The organism is Enterobacter ludwigii (genome assembly GCA_023023105.1).
Taxonomy (GTDB): domain Bacteria; phylum Pseudomonadota; class Gammaproteobacteria; order Enterobacterales; family Enterobacteriaceae; genus Enterobacter; species Enterobacter adelaidei.
Map to the genome: position 1 here is coordinate 3,907,965 of CP083824.1, position 15,761 is coordinate 3,923,725.

The following is a 15,761-nucleotide window of genomic DNA, read 5'->3' on the forward strand; positions in this document are numbered from 1 at the left end:
TCATACACCTGCAAGGCACATTAATTACATGTTAAACAACCAACATGCCGCGAAATGTCCTGGTGCAATCTCCTGCATGGCAGGCTCCTGCGTCTGGCAAACCGGCATGGCGTGCGGGCAGCGGCTGCAGAACTTACAGCCCGCGAGCGCGGACGTGGGGCCAGGAATGTCGCCGCGCAGGGTTGCATCTTCGAGATTGCGAATGCGCGGATCGGGCTGGGGAACCGCCGCCAGCAGCACGCGGGTGTAAGGGTGCGCCGGACGCTGATACAGCTCATTCGCGGGTGCGACCTCCACCAGTTTACCGAGATACATCACGCCAATGCGGCTGGAGATATGGCGCACCATGGAGAGATCGTGGGCGATGAACAGATAGGTCAGCCCCAGCTCCTGCTGCAGGTCCTGCAAAATATTCACTACCTGCGCCTGCACCGAGACGTCCAGCGCCGAGAGCGGTTCATCGCACAGCACAAATTCAGGATGCACGGACAACGCACGGGCAATACTGATGCGCTGACGCTGTCCGCCGCTGAACTCATGCGGGAACCGTTCAAGGTGTTCGTGTTTCAGCCCCACTTTATAGAGCAGCGTTTCCATACGCTCCCGCTGTTCTTCGCGGCTGTAGCCGTGGATTTGCATCGGTTCGGCCACCAGCTGTCGCACGGTCATTCCGGGGTTGAGCGAGGAATAAGGATCCTGAAAAATCGCCTGCATCCGCTTACGCAGCGGCTTGAGCTCTTTTTCACGGGCGTGGGCGATCGCCTGCCCGGCAAAGTGGATTTCACCAGAGGTGATATCGAAAAGGCGCAGGATGGCACGCCCGAGGGTAGATTTCCCGCAGCCGGACTCCCCCACCAGGCCAAACGTCTCGCCGGGCTGGATATCAAAGCTCACGCCATCAACCGCTTTCACGGCCGCGCCTTTACGCAGCAAACCGCCGTTGAGCGGATAGTGCTTGCGCAGATCGCGCACGCTCACTAATGGCGCCTGTTGTTCACTCATGCCTGAATCTCCTTGTCGGCCCATAGCCAGCAGGCAGCACGATGCCCCTCTCCGGCGGTGTAAAATGCGGGTTGCCGTTCACACTGGGGCGTGCGTTTCGGGCAGCGTTCCGCGAACGGACAGCCCGGCGGCGGGTTAAGCAGGCCAGGCGGCGAACCTTCAATCGGGGATAAACGTTGATTCACCTCATCCGGGCGCGGCAGCGAGGCCAGCAGCCCCTGGGTGTAAGGATGCGCAGGGCGATAAAAAATATCTTCCACGCTCCCCTCCTCCATCACCAGTCCACCGTACATCACCACCACGCGGCTGCAGACCTGCGCCACCACACCGAGATCGTGGGTGATCAGCAGAATCGCGGTTTGGGTCTGCTGTTGCAGGCTTTTCAGCAGGCGCAGGATCTGCGCCTGAATGGTCACGTCCAGCGCGGTGGTCGGCTCATCGGCTATAAGAAGCTTCGGGTTGCAGGAGAGCGCAATTGCGATCATTACCCGCTGGCGCATCCCGCCGCTGAACTCGTGCGGATACTGGTCGTATCGGCGTTCCGCCTCGGCAATACCCACCTGTTCCAGCATGGCGATCGCCGCTGCCCTGGCCGCTTTTTTGGTCAGTCCTTTATTGCGCATCAGGATCTCAGCCATCTGTTTGCCGATGGTTAGCACCGGGTTCAGGGCGGTCATCGGATCCTGGAAAATCATCGCGATCTCGTTGCCGCGAATGGCGCGCATCTGCGCGGGGGTTTTCTGCGCCAGATCCTCGTTCTGGAACCGGATACTGCCCCCGGCGATCCGTCCGTTGTTCCCCAGAAGCTGAATGATCGACTTACAGGTGACGCTTTTCCCGCAGCCCGACTCGCCAACAATGCCGACAAGTTCCCCCGGCTGCACCTGAAAGCTCACGCCGCGCACCGCATGAACCTCGCCCTCGCGGGTGCGGAACGTGGTTTGCAGGTTCTCAAGCGCTAATAAGTTACTCATCGCGATTCGCTCCTGGCTCAAAGGCGGTACGAAATACATCGCCCAGCACGTTAAAGCTGAACACCGTCAACAGGATCAGAATGCCGGGGAACATCGCCAGCCACGATGCCTCGCCAATGTAAGACTGCGCGTTGTTAAGCATGCTTCCCCACGACGCCGCAGGCGCCTGCACGCCCAGCCCCAGGAAGCTGAGCGTTGACTCCATCAAAATGGCCGAGGCGATATTGAGCGTGGCCGCCACGATAATGGTCGGCAGCACGCCGGGAATAATGTGGCGCATGATAATGCGCAGAGGATGCTCCCCCGACGCGCGGGCATACAGCACGTACTCGCGCTCTTTCACCGATAGGGTTTCAGCACGCACCAGCCGCGACATGTTCATCCACGTCAGCAGGCTGATAATCAGAATGATGTTATCCACGCCCGGCTTGAGGTAAGCATTCACCACCAGCAGCAGGAAGAAGGCCGGAATGGCCATCAGGATATCCACGGCGCGCATCATCAGGTTATCCAGCCAGCCGCCAAAATAGCCGCTCACCGTTCCCACTACCGTGCCGATAAGCGTGGAAAAGAGCATGGCGAGAAAACCGGCCATCAGGGAGATCTGGCCGCCATACAGCGCGCGGGTGAAGTAGTCGCGTCCGTACTCGTCGGTGCCGAACCAGTGCGCGGCATCCGGCGGTAGCGTGCGCGCGCCGAGCGCCATCCGATCCGGATCGTACGGACTTAAGCCCGCACAGAGCGCGGCGACAACGAAAATAAAAAGCACAAACAGGGAGAACTGCGCCGGACGGTTGCGGCGCAGCTGGTGACGAACCTGCTGCCAGCGTCTGCTCATCCGGTTACCTCAGCGTACGAATGCGGGGATCGGCGAAGCGATAAAGCACATCGGCGATCAGGTTACCGACGATCAGCATCATCGACGAGAGCATGATGATCGCCATGATCAGCGGGTAGTCCAGCGAAGCGATCGACTGGATCCCAAGTAGCCCCATCCCTGGCCAGGAGAAGACGCTTTCCGTCACATAGGCCCCCACAATCAGCTCACCGAACGACAGGCCGAACAGGGTGATAACCGGCAGCAACACGTTTTTCAGCACGTGGCGAAACAGAATGCTGGAGCGCGTGGCACCGTAAGCCAGTTGGGTCTGCACGTAGTCGGCCGAGAGCTGCGAGATGGTGTTGGATCGGATGTAGCGCACGTAGCTGGAAAGGTTGTAGAACGTGAGCGCAATGCACGGCAGCACGCCGTGGCGCAACACGTCCAGGCCGTTATCCTCCACGCCGATGGTGCGCATCCCCATGCTGGGAAACCAGTTAAGCTGCACGGCAAAGACGGTGATGAGCAAAATACCGAACCAGAAAATCGGCACCGAGATGCCGATATAGGCGAACAGGTTCAGCAGGTGATCCAGCCAGCGGTGCTTAAATGCCCCCGCCAGCAGGCCCAGCGGGATCGCCAGCACGATAGCCATCAGCAGCGACGACCCCATCAGCCCCAGCGTGGCCGGAATGCGTTCGCCGATCATCTCCAGCACCGGGCGGTGGTAAATCAGCGAATAGCCGAGATCGCCCTGCAGGACGTTTTTTAGCCACAGGACGTACTGCGTGACCAGGGGCTTATCCAGCCCCAGGCTCTGGCGAATACGCTCGATATCTTCCGGGGCCATGCGCGGCGTAATGTAGGCCGCCACCGGATCGCCGGGTGCGAGTTTGACCAGCAAAAACGCCACCAGTGAAATAAAGAACAGCATCGGCAGTAATTGCAGCAGCCGACGCGTAAGAAGTGTGTTCACGACGTGCCCTTACCAAAGCCCCGACCCGACGGCCGGGGCAATCGCTTATTTCTGATAGATTTTTGACAGATCCTGGAAGAGGTAGACTGGTTTCGGCTCTGCCTCCTGGGTGCCGCCGAAACGCTTGTCCACCGCGACGGTCGCATTGGTGTAGGCAATCGGGTAGTACGTCATGTCATTCGCCACCGTCTGCTGAATTTGCTCGTAGATATCGGCACGTTTCGCGGCGTCGGTTTCCACCGCGCCTTTATCCCACAGGGCATCAAACTGCGGATTTTTGTAGTGCGCGTAGTTATAGGCTTCGTTGCTCATGAACAGCGATTTGTAACCATCCGGCTCGGAGCCCATGATGTAGCCGCCCAGGTTCAGCTCCCACGCGGTGTTGTTCATGTCGAGACTGCGCTGAGACATGGCGTTGGAGTCCAGCGGCATCAGCTCCACGCTCACCCCAATGCCCTTCAGCGCCTGCTGAATATAGAGCGCCATGCTCTCCTGGGTTTTGTTGGTGTTCACATACGCCAGGCGCAGCTTGATGTTGCCCGGCGCGCCGGACGTCTTCAGCAGGTCTTTGGCTTTTTGCAGATCGAATTTGTACTGTTCAACGTCATCCGTCTTGTAAAGCGTATCGGGCGTCAGGAAGGACGTCGCCGGTTTAGCGTAGTCAAGCGAGGTAAACGCGGTCTGGGTTAGCTCATCTTTGTTGATGGCATACGCAATGGCCTGTCGCAGTTCTTTGCTCTTCATCACCGGCACGTTCTGGTTGAACGTCATATAGGCCAAACGGCCTTCCGGATAGACCACAAAGTCAAACTTCCCGGTATTTTTCAGGCGATTCACATCCTGCGGATCAACCATCTTGAGGTTGATTTCACCGTTTTGCAGCGCAAGGTTGGCGGCGTTACTGTCTTTGGCGAAACGGTAGGTGACCGAATCAAGCTTCGCTTTGCCGTTCCAGTAATCATCGAAACGGGTCAGGGCGTAATATTGTCCGGCGCGGTACTCTTTGAATTTGAACGGGCCAGAACCCACTGGCGCATCGTTTTTGCTGCTCTTTTCCAGATCGCCTTCACCGGCGAACACGTGCTGCGGGATCGGGTAGATCTGTACCAGAGTGCCGGTAAAGGCCGCACTGACCTGCGGTAACGTGAACTTAACGGTGCGGTCGTCAACCTTGCTCACCTCAACGGGCTTGCCGCCCCAGGTAAACATGCTGCGGAAGAAGCTATGCTGTTTGGCATCCAGCAGCTTATTGAACGTAAAGACCACGTCGTCCGCCGTCAGCGGCTGGCCGTCCTGCCATTTCAGGTTGGGTTTTAACGTCAGGGTATAACTCAGATTGTCGGCGGAGGGCGTCAGGCTTTCCGCCAGACCCCACTCAATGTTGCCGTTATTAAAGCTATACAGCGGGGCATAGAGTGCCTGCATGATCGTTAACGTGGTACGGTCGCTGGCATAGAGAGGATTAACGGCTAACGGGTCTCCGGAGGTTATACCAATAATCAGCGAACCACCCTCTTTCGGCGCGTCGCTTTTTGCCGCTGAGGGCGTATTTGTCTCTTTATTTTTCGCATCATCACAGCCAGCCAGGCCTAACGCGAGCGAAACCAGCACTGCCGATAACAGAAGCTTGCGCATCTCACTTACTCCTTGCCTTATAAAGTGTTTATTACTGCATCTTTTATTTATGTTGAAGCATCATATGCAGCTTTATCGGTTTCCGCATTAATTATGAAAATGCGATTTTCGATTAAGCTTATGCCGAATTTGATATATATAAGCGCCAGAAGGAATAGCGGTTAATTGATTGCGCTCACATCGTTAAACGGTTCACAAATCTCCTGCTACACTGCCTCAACACATCACTCAAAAGGCAGACCAACATGTCAGACAACACTTATCAGCCACCGAAAGTGTGGGAATGGAAAAAGAACAACGGCGGTGCATTCGCCAACATCAACCGTCCGATTTCCGGTGCAACGCATGAGAAAGAGCTCCCTGTGGGTTCTCATCCGCTACAGCTCTACTCCCTGGGCACACCGAACGGTCAGAAAGTAACGATTATGCTCGAAGAGCTGCTGGCGCTGGGCGTGACGGGCGCCGAGTACGACGCATGGTTGATCCGCATCGGCGAAGGCGATCAGTTCTCCAGCGGGTTTGTAGAGGTGAACCCGAACTCAAAAATACCCGCGCTGCGCGATCACTCCACGACTCCGCCGACGCGCGTATTTGAATCCGGCAGCATTCTGCTTTACCTGGCAGAAAAATTTGGTCACTTCCTGCCAAAAGATCCGGCAGGCCGCACGGAAACCCTGAACTGGTTGTTCTGGCTGCAAGGGGCCGCCCCGTTCCTCGGCGGCGGGTTTGGCCACTTCTACAACTATGCTCCGGTGAAAATTGAATATGCGATTGACCGCTTCACCATGGAAGCCAAACGCCTGTTCGACGTGCTGGATAAACAGCTGGCGCGCGGCCGTTACGTGGCCGGTGAGGAATACACCATCGCGGATATGGCAATCTGGCCGTGGTTTGGCTGCGTCGCGCTGGGCAGCGTGTATAACGCCGCCGACTTCCTGGACGCGGAGAAGTACATCAACGTTCAGCGCTGGGCAAAAGACATTGCGCATCGCCCAGCAGTGAAGCGCGGACGCATCGTTAACCGCACCAGCGGCGAGTTGAACGAGCAGCTTCACGAACGCCACGCGGCGAGTGACTTCGAGACAAATACCGAAGACAAACGTCAGGCGTGATAGCTGGCCGGGCGGGACACCGCCCGGCTGCAAGGATCCTTTCCCAGGGCATGATTAGCTTAAAGGCTGACCCTATATTGCTGGCACTATTTGTCCGTTTTTCTCACACCAGACCGTGAGATACGACGAATTAACCGACAGCAGTCACAAAGGATCTGTTATGAAACTCATTAAAACAACGCTGGTTATCAGCGCTCTCATTTTTTCTACCTCGGGAATGGCCATCGACAAAACCGCTGCCGGCGCGGTAGCAGGTGCGGCCATTGGCGCAGCCACGGGCAAAGATCTGAAATCAACCGTTGGCGGTGCCGTCGTTGGCGCTGGCACGGGGGCGATGTTCAAAAACGGCGAAAAAGGCAAAGACGCGCGTAAAGGTGGTGCGGTAGGTGCTGCCGTGGGCGCAGGTGCCGCGGCGGTTACCGGCAAGAGCGTGCTGAAAGGTGCGGCGGTTGGTGCGGGTACAGGCGCGCTGATTGGTGAAGCGACGCACTAGGGCTGTGTGCCACCTTGTGAACAGGCATGAATAATAAACCCAGCGATCGCGCTGGGTTTTTTGTTTTTTTGAATTAGATACAAGCCCGTTCGAACAACCGACGCGCGGCTGGCGTTAACCCTGACATATGCATGCAGGCATGCACCATTCCCGGCAACCGTTCACAGCGTACTGGCACCCCCGCCTCCTCAAGCCGCAGAGCATACTCTTCAGCCTCATCGCGCAAGGGATCATATTCACAACTCAGGATGGTTGCTGGCGGTAACCCCCTCAGCGAGGCCATATGCAGCGGCTCGGCATAAGGATGACGACATTCTCCCAGATAGTTCTCCCAGCAAAACACCATCGCATCACGCGTTAAATAATAACCTTCAGCAAATTCACAATAGCTTTGGGACGACATTTCGCGACTTAACGCCGGGTAGAGCAGCAACTGATGCTCAATGTGAGGTCCGCCGCGACCCCGGGCCAGCAGAGCTGTCGCGGCAGCAAGATTGCCGCCAGCACTGTCGCCGCCCACCGCCAGACGGGTCGCATCTATCCCCAAAAGCGCGGCCTGTTCACTGGCCCAGCACAGTGCCTGATAAACATCTTCTAACGGCCTTGGGAAGGGGAACTCCGGTGCCAGACGGTAATCAACGGAGAGTATTTTCCGACCAGTAGCATTGGCCAGTGCCTGACAGGGCCGATCGTACAGCGCCAGCGAGCCCAGATACCATCCGCCGCCGTGAGCAAAGAGCATTGCAGGCAGAACGATTTCAGCGTTTGAGGCAGCAGGCGTATACGCGCGAAGACCGATAGCGTAACCATCATCAGCGATAACAACGTAATGTTGAATGCCGCAACCTGTTTCCTCCTCACCCTGTAGCCGCAACAAATCCACTTCGGTGGCGGCACGCAGGTCGGCTAACGACGCCGGTTGCGGCGCGCCCGATGACGCAGCCAGAAAGTCAGCAATGTTTTTATCAAGCGGCACGATCGGTGTCCTCTGAGAGAAAGGGTACGATTAGCCCAATAAACGCCTCATGACACTCTTCGGTAATAAAATGCCCGCAGTCCGCCACCGTCTCGCCACGCAAATCAATGGCATTGCCCTGTAGGGTTATCAACGGCGCATCGCGCGTCGCATGTTCGGCCCCCACCGTTAACACCGGCATGGTTAAAGGTGTTTGCGCACGGCGCTGGTTCTGCCGGATGGTTTCCGGGATAGCGCGATAATAGTCGAAGCCCGCACGCAGCCCGCCGGGTGTTGAATAGGCGGCGATATACACCTCTGCGGCAACCCGTTCACGTCGATGAGACCAGCGGTCGAAAATATAGCTGAGATACTGTGATTCGCGCCCGCTGGTCAGGGTTTCGGGTAGATCCGCCAGTTGATTGAACATGAAGTGCCAGAGAAAGATGTTCTCTTCCGGTGCGACAAAAATCGGCGGTGGTGGTGCCAGTCCAGGGATAACCGCTTCTGTCAGCACAAGTCTTTCTATCGCCTGAGGAAAATCGCTTGCCATGGCATAACCAACCCACATGCCGATATCGTGACCCACTATGCTATAACGCGCATGGCCCAGCTGCACCATCATGGTATGCAGCATGGCACCGACACGTCCGGTATCATAGCCGTCGCGCGGTTTATCTGACTCAACAATGCCCGGAGGGTCGACCGCTATCGCCTGAAAACCCGCCGCCGCCAGCGCCTGAAGGACATAGCGCCAGGTATACCAGGTCTGCGGCCAGCCCGGTATCAGCAATACCGGTTGTCCTTTTCCCGCCACGACGCAGTGGATGCGCTGTCCGTTCACTTTCGTATAGACGTGTTCTGCCCTGAGATCCGCGTGCGCGATCTCACCGTATTGTTGTTCCATGGTGACTCCCTGTGATGTCGTAGCTTAGCGAATGCCGAGTAATGCGTTGATTTGCTGAGGGTTAACTGGCGCACCGGCGAAATCATCGAAGACTTTATCGGTGATGTGAATAATATGGTCGCGGATGAACGCAGCACCTTCTCTGGCACCATCCAGCGGATTTTTCAGACAGCACTCCCATTCCAGGGTTGCCCAGCCGGCATAATCGTATTGAGTCAGCTTCGAGAAAATAGCCCTGAAATCCACCTGACCGTCACCTAATGAGCGAAAACGTCCTGCACGATCGACCCACGACTGATAGCCACCATAAATACCCTGACGCCCGGTCGGATTAAATTCAGCGTCTTTGACGTGGAACATGTTGATCATGTCCTTATAAATATCAATAAACTCCAGATAGTTAAGCTGCTGTAGCACCATGTGGCTGGGGTCGAAAAGTATCCGGCAGCGGGGATGCTCTTTCACCCTTTGATAAAACATTTCAAACGTCACCCCATCATGCAGATCTTCGCTCGGGTGGATCTCATAGCAGAGGTTAATACCCTGCTCGTCACAGGCGTTAAGCACCGGCATCCAGCGCCTGGCCAGCTCGTCAAAGGCGGTTTCAATTAACCCTTCCGGGCGCTGCGGGAACGGGAACAAATAGGGCCACGCCAGCGAGCCAGAGAAGGTACCCAGATCGCTGAGTCCAAGCCTGGCAGAGGCCTTGACCGCCATCAGCAGCTGTTGCTGTGCCCATTCGCCGCGGGCCAGTGGGTTGCCGTGGACTTCCGGCGGCGCAAAGCTGTCGCATAAGCTGTCGTAAGCAGGATGTACCGCCATCAGTTGGCCGAAGATGTGGCTGGTCAGCTCACTCACCACCAGGCCATGCTCCGCCAGCATACCGGTCAGATCGTCGCAGTAGGTCTGGCTTTCTGCCGCCGTCGCCACGTCGAAGAGACGGCGATCCCATACCGGGATTTGCAGAGCGCTAAACCCCGTTTCCGCCGCCCACCGGGCTATCGCAGGCAAATTATTGAATGGGGCCGCATCATCGCTGAACTGAGCCAGATGGAGAGAGGGACCTTTGAGGGTTTTCATCGTATACTCCTATTGTTTGTCGATTGACAAACAATAGGAGTAAAGCCGGATAACCGCAAGCGAAAATTATAAATTCGTTGGTAATCCAGATGATTTAGGCGATCCTGTTTCACTGAATTCAGGACCAACCGGAGCAACAAAATGGCAGGCAGACCGCGCCAGTTCGATCGTGACCAGGCGCTTATCAAAGCGCGCAACCTGTTCTGGCGACAGGGTTATGAAGGAACCTCAATGTCGGATCTGGTGGCAGAGCTGGGGATTGCATCGGCACGGATTTACAAGGCGTTCGGTTCAAAAGAGCAGCTCTTTCGGGAAGCTATCGCCGATTACGAAAAACAGGAAGGCGGTTTTGCGGATCGGGCCTTATCCGCAGGGGGCAACGTGCGGGATACCATCCAGACGCTGTTAATGGATGCGGTTCACCTGTACTGCCATCCGGATTTGCCGCAAGGATGTATGGTGGTGGCCTCTGCAGCCAGCGTCAGTGCGGAAAATGAAACGCTCAAAACCTGGCTGGCACAGCATCGCCTGCAGCGTACGCAGCAGATCATCGATCGTCTCCACCAGGCAGTGCATAACGGTGAACTGCCGGATACGACCGATGCAGAGAGTCTGGGAGACTATTTTGCCGTCTTTTTACATGGTTTGTCGGTGCAGGCCAGAGACGGTGTTCCTGAATCTCGTTTGCAGGCGGCGGTTAAGCAAGCGCTTAGCCTGCTGCCGCATTGCTGAGTGCGAAGCATCAATGATGATCGTCGTACTGATGCTCAATCACCATCCCTTCCGCCACGCTCGCCACATGCCGCGCACGCGGGTGATAAACCGGAGCAGGCGCTGGCGCGGCATAGACCGTTTGTGACGGTGCAGGCGCGACGGCTACCGCCTGCGGAACCGTGGTGGATGACGGGACAATCACCACTTTATAACCGCTCGGGACATCCACGGTGACGCTTTGCGCCATTGCTGAATTAACCATAGCCAAGCCTGCCATGACGGCCAATACAATATAGGACTTTTTCATAGACTGTATTATTTCCGGTAAAATAAGAAAATTAATAATGTCGGGAGGAGCTTAAGGCTATATTAATTCCCATCGCCGTTACGGTGCAGAAAATGCCAAATATATTGTTACATTAACACATGAAAATAATAACGTAGGCCGGGCAAGGCGCAGCCGCCGCCCGGCAACATAAAACAATTTTAATTAATCGCGATATGACCTTCCGGCGTATTTATCCAGCGCGGCGCTTTCAGCGTATCGGCGTAATATCCCACCAGCTCACACAGCAAATCCTCTATCACGCGCGCCATCTCCTCTGGCAGGGCGCGGCCGATCAGCAACTGGGTTAAGACCTGGCAGTATTGCCCGAGCCGACAAGGGGCATTCCCGGAAGCCGTCTCGCAAATCTAATTAATACTTAATATCCCGCGCTTTTTGCCGTCCGGCCTGTTTCATCTGACGCTTGTCCTGACGGCAGTCGTGATTACTCTGGTTATTGTTCGCCACGCAGGTCTGCTTCACCTGCCGTGACGCGTCGCGGGTTTCCTGCCTGACATCACGCGACACACGCCGCTCTTGCGCCTGCTGGGTGGCGCTGGCAGATACCGAAAACAGCACAAGAAACATGACAGAAAGGACAGGGATGACGGACAACGATCTGTTCATAGCAACACCTCGTAGAAGGAGCCCAGAACGTCAGTGGGTTTAGCCAAAGAATAGCAGTTTCAGAGAAATATAAATGAGGAAGGCGCTAATAATGCAAGGCCGCACCTGGCAGCCTTGCAACATATCGTTATGCGGTGAGACGGAATTTCTGCACCGAGCGCTGAAGCTCTTCGGTCTGGCGTTCCAGTGCAGAAGCCGCTGCAGAAACCTCCTCCACCAGCGAGGCGTTCTGCTGGGTAACGCCGTCCATCTGCGTAATGGCAATACCGACCTGAGAAATACCCTTACTTTGTTCCTCAGAAGCTGAGGCGATCTGTTTCATAATGGTTGTCACCTCCGTCACGTCGCGCAAAATCGCATCCATCGTGGTGCCGGTGTCGCCCACCAGCTGCGCGCCCTGCTCTACGCGGGTAACGGAGTCGGCAATCAGCCCCTCAATTTCCTTTGCCGCATTGGCGCTGCGGCTTGCCAGGTTACGGACTTCACCTGCCACCACGGCGAAACCGCGCCCCTGCTCACCCGCGCGCGCCGCTTCAACGGCCGCATTGAGTGCCAGAATGTTGGTCTGGAAGGCAATGCTGTTGATGACGTTAGTGATTTCAGCAATTTTCTTCGAGCTTTCAGAAATGCCGCTCATGGTGGTCACCACTTCCTCCACCAGCGAGCCGCCACGGCTGGCGGTGGTCGATGCCACATCTGCCAGTTGGCTTGCCTGACGCGCGCTTTCCGCATTCAGTTTCACGGTTGCAGTCAGTTGTTCCATGCTGGCAGCCGTCTCTTCCAGCGCAGCAGCCTGCTCTTCGGTACGGGAAGAGAGATCGTTATTACCGCTGGAGATTTCCGTCGCACCGCGCCAGATATTTTCACTGCCGGAGCGGATAGTGCTGACCGCTTCGCGCAGACTGTCCTGCATCGCGCTCAACAGAGGAACCAACTGCCCCACACAGTTGCGGCCGAAGGGTTCAATTGGCTGACTGAGATCGCCCTGGGCAATCTGGCGGAACTGCTGGCGAATGCGGTCCAGCGGTTTGACCAGCATCGCGACCAGGTAGCGGTCGGTGAAAAGCAGGATCAGCAGGCCGATAATAGTGGCGGTGATAATCACCGTACGCGTCATGCTGGTCAGGTTGTCCACCACCACGCGGGTGCTGTCGAGCGCCTTCGCGGCCGCGTTGTTAAAGTTCTCGGCAGCAGCACCAAACGCACGGCTTAGCGGCGGGGTAACGTTATTGGCCTGCTGGCGATAGCCATCCAGAGTCTCCAGCTTCGCCTGCTGCATTTGCGGCGTGATACCTTGATCAAGCAACGCCTGCCAGGTACCGATGACCTGAGCAGAAATCTGTTCGTCCATTGGTCCTGGCGAGATCGCTTTCATCTCGGCCAGTTTCTTACCCATGTTATCCAGTGCCTGTTGGGCAGAGGCCAAATCCGGCGTGCCGCCTGCGGCTTTGACTTCCATCGCACGGCTCAAACGGGTCACAAAGCGGAAATACTGATCGTTGCCCTGACTGAGTACCGTCATCTGTTTGACCAGTTGACGATCCACGTCATTGCCATCCGAAACACGCGAAAGGGACCAGGTACTGTACAGGCCAACACCCGCCCACATTAAACAAAAGATCCCGAGAATCGTCAGCATGACGAAGCGGATCGTGAAATTACGGAGCATATTCATAAGTCTTCCTTGCCGTGAGGGTGAATTCGCCCAGAGGCGAGTACTTCTCTCGTTATCGGCAGGAACCGGGGAAATTATAACGTTTTGTGATCATTTTTGATTAGCGTGGCTTCATTAGTCACACAGCTGACGTTAACCATCACCTCGCGCTTAGTTATGTCATTTGTGATGTGATAAGTTCAGAATGAAAACGTTGTTTCGAAAATTCAACGATAAAAAAGGAGACATCATGTCCTGGAACCCTGACCCCGCCCGCTATGAAAATATGCAGTACCGCTACTGCGGAAAAAGCGGCTTGCGCCTGCCAGCACTATCGCTTGGTTTGTGGCATAGCTTTGGCCACGTACACCCTCTCGAATCCCAGCGCGCGCTGCTGCGCAAAGCCTTCGATCTCGGCATTACTCATTTCGATCTCGCCAATAACTACGGCCCTCCGGCAGGCAGCGCGGAAGAGAATTTCGGCCGCCTGCTGCGTGAGGATTTTTCCGCGTATCGCGACGAACTGATTATCTCCACTAAAGCGGGTTACGACATGTGGTCGGGGCCGTATGGGTCAGGCGGTTCGCGCAAATATTTGCTTGCCAGTCTCGATCAAAGTCTGAAGCGGATGGGTCTGGAGTATGTTGATATTTTCTATTCCCATCGCGTCGATGAAAATACGCCGATGGAAGAGACTGCGGCGGCACTGGCCCATGCTGTGCTAAGCGGTAAAGCGCTGTATATCGGGATTTCATCCTATTCAACGGAGCGCACCCAGAAAATGGCTGACCTGTTGCGTGAGTGGAAAATTCCGCTGCTTATTCATCAGCCATCCTACAACCTGCTCAACCGCTGGGTAGATAACACCGGCCTGCTGGATACGCTTAAGCAAAACGGGACGGGTTGCATTGCGTTTACCCCGCTGGCGCAGGGGTTGCTTACCGGAAAATACCTGAACGGGATCCCTGAAGATTCTCGCATGCAGCGCGAGGGTAAAAAGGTACGCGGCCTGACGGAAAAAATGCTGACCGAAGCCAATCTCAACAGCCTGCGTTTGCTGAGTGAAATGGCGCATGTCCGTGGACAGACGATGGCGCAGATGGCACTGAGCTGGTTGCTCAAGGATGAACGCGTTACCTCAGTGCTGATCGGTGCAAGTCGCCCGGCCCAGATCGAAGAAAACGTTCGGGCCCTGGATAACCTGCACTTCAGCGAAGATGAGCTGGAAAGGATTGATCGACATGTTGCGGACGGGGAGTTGAACCTGTGGCAGGCATCATCGGATAAATAGGTCTTTTCGCCCCCTCAGCCCGTAGGGCGAGGGGGACACGTACTTTACTTCTTACTGATCTTATCCAGATACCCCATCACAAATGCAGACAACACAAACGTCAGATGGATAATGACGTACCACATCAGTTTGTTATCCGGGACATTTTTCGCGTCCATAAATACGCGTAACAGGTGGATAGAGGAGATTGCCACAATCGACGCGGCCACTTTGTTCTTCAGCGATGAAGCATCCATTTTGCCCAGCCAGCTGAGCTTCTCTTTACGCTCGTCGATATCAAGCTGGGAGACAAAATTTTCGTAGCCAGAGAACATCACCATCACCAGCAGTCCGCCCACCAGGGTCATATCTACCAGCGACAGCAGAACCAGAATCAAATCCGCTTCGGCAATGGAAAAAATGTTCGGCAGAACATGCCAGATTTCCTGAAAGAACTTAATCGTCAGAGCGATAAGCGCCAGCGAAAGGCCAAAATAGACGGGAGCCAGTATCCAGCGAGAGGCGTACATGGCATTTTCAAAAAAGCGTTCCATAAAGTCCTGTTTGCAAAAGAAACCAGCGCCCAGTATATCTCAACGGCGCTGACTGTTTGCAATAACTCAACGGTACGTCACTCAGACGTTATCCGGGTTAACCTCCGGACGTGCGTACTCAGGCCAGACAAGCGCCACCAGCTCAGGATAGGCTTCCAGACTGAACTCACGAAAGCACTGACGCAGATTTAATACGTCGAGGTCAGAATATGATACTTTCTCACCGTTCAGACAGCGTTTTTTGATATTATCATAATATTTATACACTGCTGAATTCAGGTCGCTGCAGCGACGCTGTGCCTCAAACAGTCCGGGCGTATCATTAATTTCCGACATTTTCATGCGTTTAATTGTCGCGTGTAAAAAGTCGATATATTCATGGTTCACCCGCCAGTACCAAACAGGCGTTACTGAGTTCATCAATACAGAGAAATGATCTTCCCCTTCCTCTTTTGTCATCCGTTCAGGTTGTGGAGGTTCACTGGCGTCCTTCGACACTTTCGTTTTATTGAATTCCTGCATCAATAAAAGAACACCAGCGGTCAGTAATAGTAATGTGATGACCGTAAAAAAGATGCTGTTCATGGGTAGGCTCCATTTTTTTTGATTTTAAAATTGCCTCATGATATTGTCAACGAATCTCACGCCTTTACCAACCCCACC

17 protein-coding genes are annotated in these 15,761 nt (G+C 55.3%); 4 read left to right on the plus strand and 13 right to left on the minus strand.

What is annotated here, in order from left to right; translation table 11 throughout:
* Positions 1–24 precede the first annotated feature (24 nt).
* The 5 genes from LCD46_18870 to LCD46_18890 are packed head-to-tail and all read right to left on the minus strand — an operon-like array spanning position 25 to position 5,407.
* Entirely contained in the window at positions 25–1,002 is a 978-nt protein-coding gene (locus tag LCD46_18870; GenBank protein ID UOY70088.1) for an ABC transporter ATP-binding protein, read from the minus strand.
* Positions 999–1,976: an ABC transporter ATP-binding protein gene (locus LCD46_18875; GenBank protein ID UOY70089.1), complete on the minus strand. Its 978-nt coding sequence runs from the start codon at positions 1,974–1,976 to the stop codon at positions 999–1,001. Before LCD46_18875 ends, LCD46_18870 begins: the two co-directional genes overlap by 4 nt.
* The gene (locus LCD46_18880; GenBank protein ID UOY70090.1) at positions 1,969–2,814 is read right to left on the minus strand and encodes an ABC transporter permease; all 846 of its coding nucleotides are present in this window, start codon (positions 2,812–2,814) and stop codon (positions 1,969–1,971) included. The genes LCD46_18875 and LCD46_18880 overlap by 8 nt, the downstream gene beginning before the upstream one ends.
* 4 nt (positions 2,815–2,818) lie before the next feature.
* Positions 2,819–3,772, minus strand: coding sequence for an ABC transporter permease (locus LCD46_18885; protein UOY70091.1), 954 nt, complete (start codon positions 3,770–3,772; stop codon positions 2,819–2,821).
* 45 nt (positions 3,773–3,817) lie between these two features.
* Entirely contained in the window at positions 3,818–5,407 is a 1,590-nt protein-coding gene (locus LCD46_18890; protein UOY70092.1) for an ABC transporter substrate-binding protein, read from the minus strand.
* Positions 5,408–5,652: 245 nt separating this feature from the next.
* Here LCD46_18890 and yghU point away from each other — a divergent pair, with 245 nt between their 5' ends.
* Positions 5,653–6,519, plus strand: a complete 867-nt coding sequence (yghU, locus tag LCD46_18895; GenBank protein UOY70093.1) for a glutathione-dependent disulfide-bond oxidoreductase — start codon at positions 5,653–5,655, stop codon at positions 6,517–6,519.
* A gap of 160 nt (positions 6,520–6,679) precedes the next feature.
* Complete coding sequence (locus tag LCD46_18900) at positions 6,680–7,012, plus strand: glycine zipper family protein (GenBank protein UOY70094.1); 333 nt, start codon at positions 6,680–6,682, stop codon at positions 7,010–7,012.
* 73 nt (positions 7,013–7,085) lie between these two features.
* Here the strand turns inward: LCD46_18900 and LCD46_18905 are convergent, their stop codons facing one another.
* The 3 genes from LCD46_18905 to LCD46_18915 are packed head-to-tail and all read right to left on the minus strand — an operon-like array spanning position 7,086 to position 9,954.
* Positions 7,086–7,988, minus strand: a complete 903-nt coding sequence (locus LCD46_18905; protein ID UOY70095.1) for an alpha/beta hydrolase — start codon at positions 7,986–7,988, stop codon at positions 7,086–7,088.
* Positions 7,978–8,874 carry an alpha/beta hydrolase gene (locus LCD46_18910; protein ID UOY70096.1) on the minus strand — a complete coding sequence of 299 codons (897 nt, stop codon included), beginning with the start codon at positions 8,872–8,874 and terminating at the stop codon, positions 7,978–7,980. The genes LCD46_18905 and LCD46_18910 overlap by 11 nt, the downstream gene beginning before the upstream one ends.
* Positions 8,875–8,898: 24 nt before the next feature.
* Positions 8,899–9,954, minus strand: a complete 1,056-nt coding sequence (locus tag LCD46_18915) for a sugar phosphate isomerase/epimerase (protein UOY70097.1) — start codon at positions 9,952–9,954, stop codon at positions 8,899–8,901.
* A 141-nt stretch (positions 9,955–10,095) separates the two neighbouring features.
* On the opposite strand from LCD46_18915, the gene LCD46_18920 reads away from it, so the two are divergent.
* Positions 10,096–10,686 (plus strand): TetR/AcrR family transcriptional regulator, encoded by a 591-nt coding sequence (locus LCD46_18920; GenBank protein ID UOY70098.1) that lies wholly within the window; start codon positions 10,096–10,098, stop codon positions 10,684–10,686.
* A gap of 10 nt (positions 10,687–10,696) precedes the next feature.
* On the opposite strand, the gene LCD46_18925 is transcribed toward LCD46_18920, so the two are convergent.
* The 3 genes from LCD46_18925 to LCD46_18935 form a co-directional block, all read right to left on the minus strand.
* Positions 10,697–10,975 carry a hypothetical protein gene (locus tag LCD46_18925; protein UOY70099.1) on the minus strand — a complete coding sequence of 93 codons (279 nt, stop codon included), beginning with the start codon at positions 10,973–10,975 and terminating at the stop codon, positions 10,697–10,699.
* Positions 10,976–11,365: 390 nt separating this feature from the next.
* Complete coding sequence (locus LCD46_18930; GenBank protein UOY70100.1) at positions 11,366–11,620, minus strand: hypothetical protein; 255 nt, start codon at positions 11,618–11,620, stop codon at positions 11,366–11,368.
* Between the two features lie 127 nt (positions 11,621–11,747).
* Positions 11,748–13,295, minus strand: coding sequence for a methyl-accepting chemotaxis protein (locus tag LCD46_18935; protein ID UOY70101.1), 1,548 nt, complete (start codon positions 13,293–13,295; stop codon positions 11,748–11,750).
* Between the two features lie 229 nt (positions 13,296–13,524).
* Here LCD46_18935 and LCD46_18940 point away from each other — a divergent pair, with 229 nt between their 5' ends.
* The gene (locus LCD46_18940; protein ID UOY70102.1) at positions 13,525–14,565 is read left to right on the plus strand and encodes an aldo/keto reductase; all 1,041 of its coding nucleotides are present in this window, start codon (positions 13,525–13,527) and stop codon (positions 14,563–14,565) included.
* Positions 14,566–14,609: 44 nt separating this feature from the next.
* Here the strand turns inward: LCD46_18940 and LCD46_18945 are convergent, their stop codons facing one another.
* Together LCD46_18945 and LCD46_18950 are read right to left on the minus strand one after the other, a co-directional pair.
* The gene (locus LCD46_18945; GenBank protein UOY70103.1) at positions 14,610–15,098 is read right to left on the minus strand and encodes a TIGR00645 family protein; all 489 of its coding nucleotides are present in this window, start codon (positions 15,096–15,098) and stop codon (positions 14,610–14,612) included.
* An 81-nt stretch (positions 15,099–15,179) separates the two neighbouring features.
* Positions 15,180–15,683, minus strand: coding sequence for an RNA helicase (locus LCD46_18950; protein ID UOY70104.1), 504 nt, complete (start codon positions 15,681–15,683; stop codon positions 15,180–15,182).
* Between the last annotated feature and the right edge of the window lie 78 nt (positions 15,684–15,761).

Bases quoted from the DNA above. Each gene is read 5' to 3' on its own strand.
- LCD46_18870 (UOY70088.1), bottom strand. From the start codon at position 1,002: ATGAGTGAACAACAGGCGCCATTAGTGAGCGTGCGCGATCTGCGCAAG.
- LCD46_18875 (UOY70089.1), bottom strand. From the start codon at position 1,976: ATGAGTAACTTATTAGCGCTTGAGAACCTGCAAACCACGTTCCGCACC.
- LCD46_18880 (UOY70090.1), bottom strand. From the start codon at position 2,814: ATGAGCAGACGCTGGCAGCAGGTTCGTCACCAGCTGCGCCGCAACCGT.
- LCD46_18890 (UOY70092.1), bottom strand. From the start codon at position 5,407: ATGCGCAAGCTTCTGTTATCGGCAGTGCTGGTTTCGCTCGCGTTAGGC.
- yghU (UOY70093.1), top strand. From the start codon at position 5,653: ATGTCAGACAACACTTATCAGCCACCGAAAGTGTGGGAATGGAAAAAG.
- LCD46_18900 (UOY70094.1), top strand. From the start codon at position 6,680: ATGAAACTCATTAAAACAACGCTGGTTATCAGCGCTCTCATTTTTTCT.
- LCD46_18910 (UOY70096.1), bottom strand. From the start codon at position 8,874: ATGGAACAACAATACGGTGAGATCGCGCACGCGGATCTCAGGGCAGAA.
- LCD46_18915 (UOY70097.1), bottom strand. From the start codon at position 9,954: ATGAAAACCCTCAAAGGTCCCTCTCTCCATCTGGCTCAGTTCAGCGAT.
- LCD46_18920 (UOY70098.1), top strand. From the start codon at position 10,096: ATGGCAGGCAGACCGCGCCAGTTCGATCGTGACCAGGCGCTTATCAAA.
- LCD46_18925 (UOY70099.1), bottom strand. From the start codon at position 10,975: ATGAAAAAGTCCTATATTGTATTGGCCGTCATGGCAGGCTTGGCTATG.
- LCD46_18930 (UOY70100.1), bottom strand. From the start codon at position 11,620: ATGAACAGATCGTTGTCCGTCATCCCTGTCCTTTCTGTCATGTTTCTT.
- LCD46_18935 (UOY70101.1), bottom strand. From the start codon at position 13,295: ATGAATATGCTCCGTAATTTCACGATCCGCTTCGTCATGCTGACGATT.
- LCD46_18940 (UOY70102.1), top strand. From the start codon at position 13,525: ATGTCCTGGAACCCTGACCCCGCCCGCTATGAAAATATGCAGTACCGC.
- LCD46_18945 (UOY70103.1), bottom strand. From the start codon at position 15,098: ATGGAACGCTTTTTTGAAAATGCCATGTACGCCTCTCGCTGGATACTG.
- LCD46_18950 (UOY70104.1), bottom strand. From the start codon at position 15,683: ATGAACAGCATCTTTTTTACGGTCATCACATTACTATTACTGACCGCT.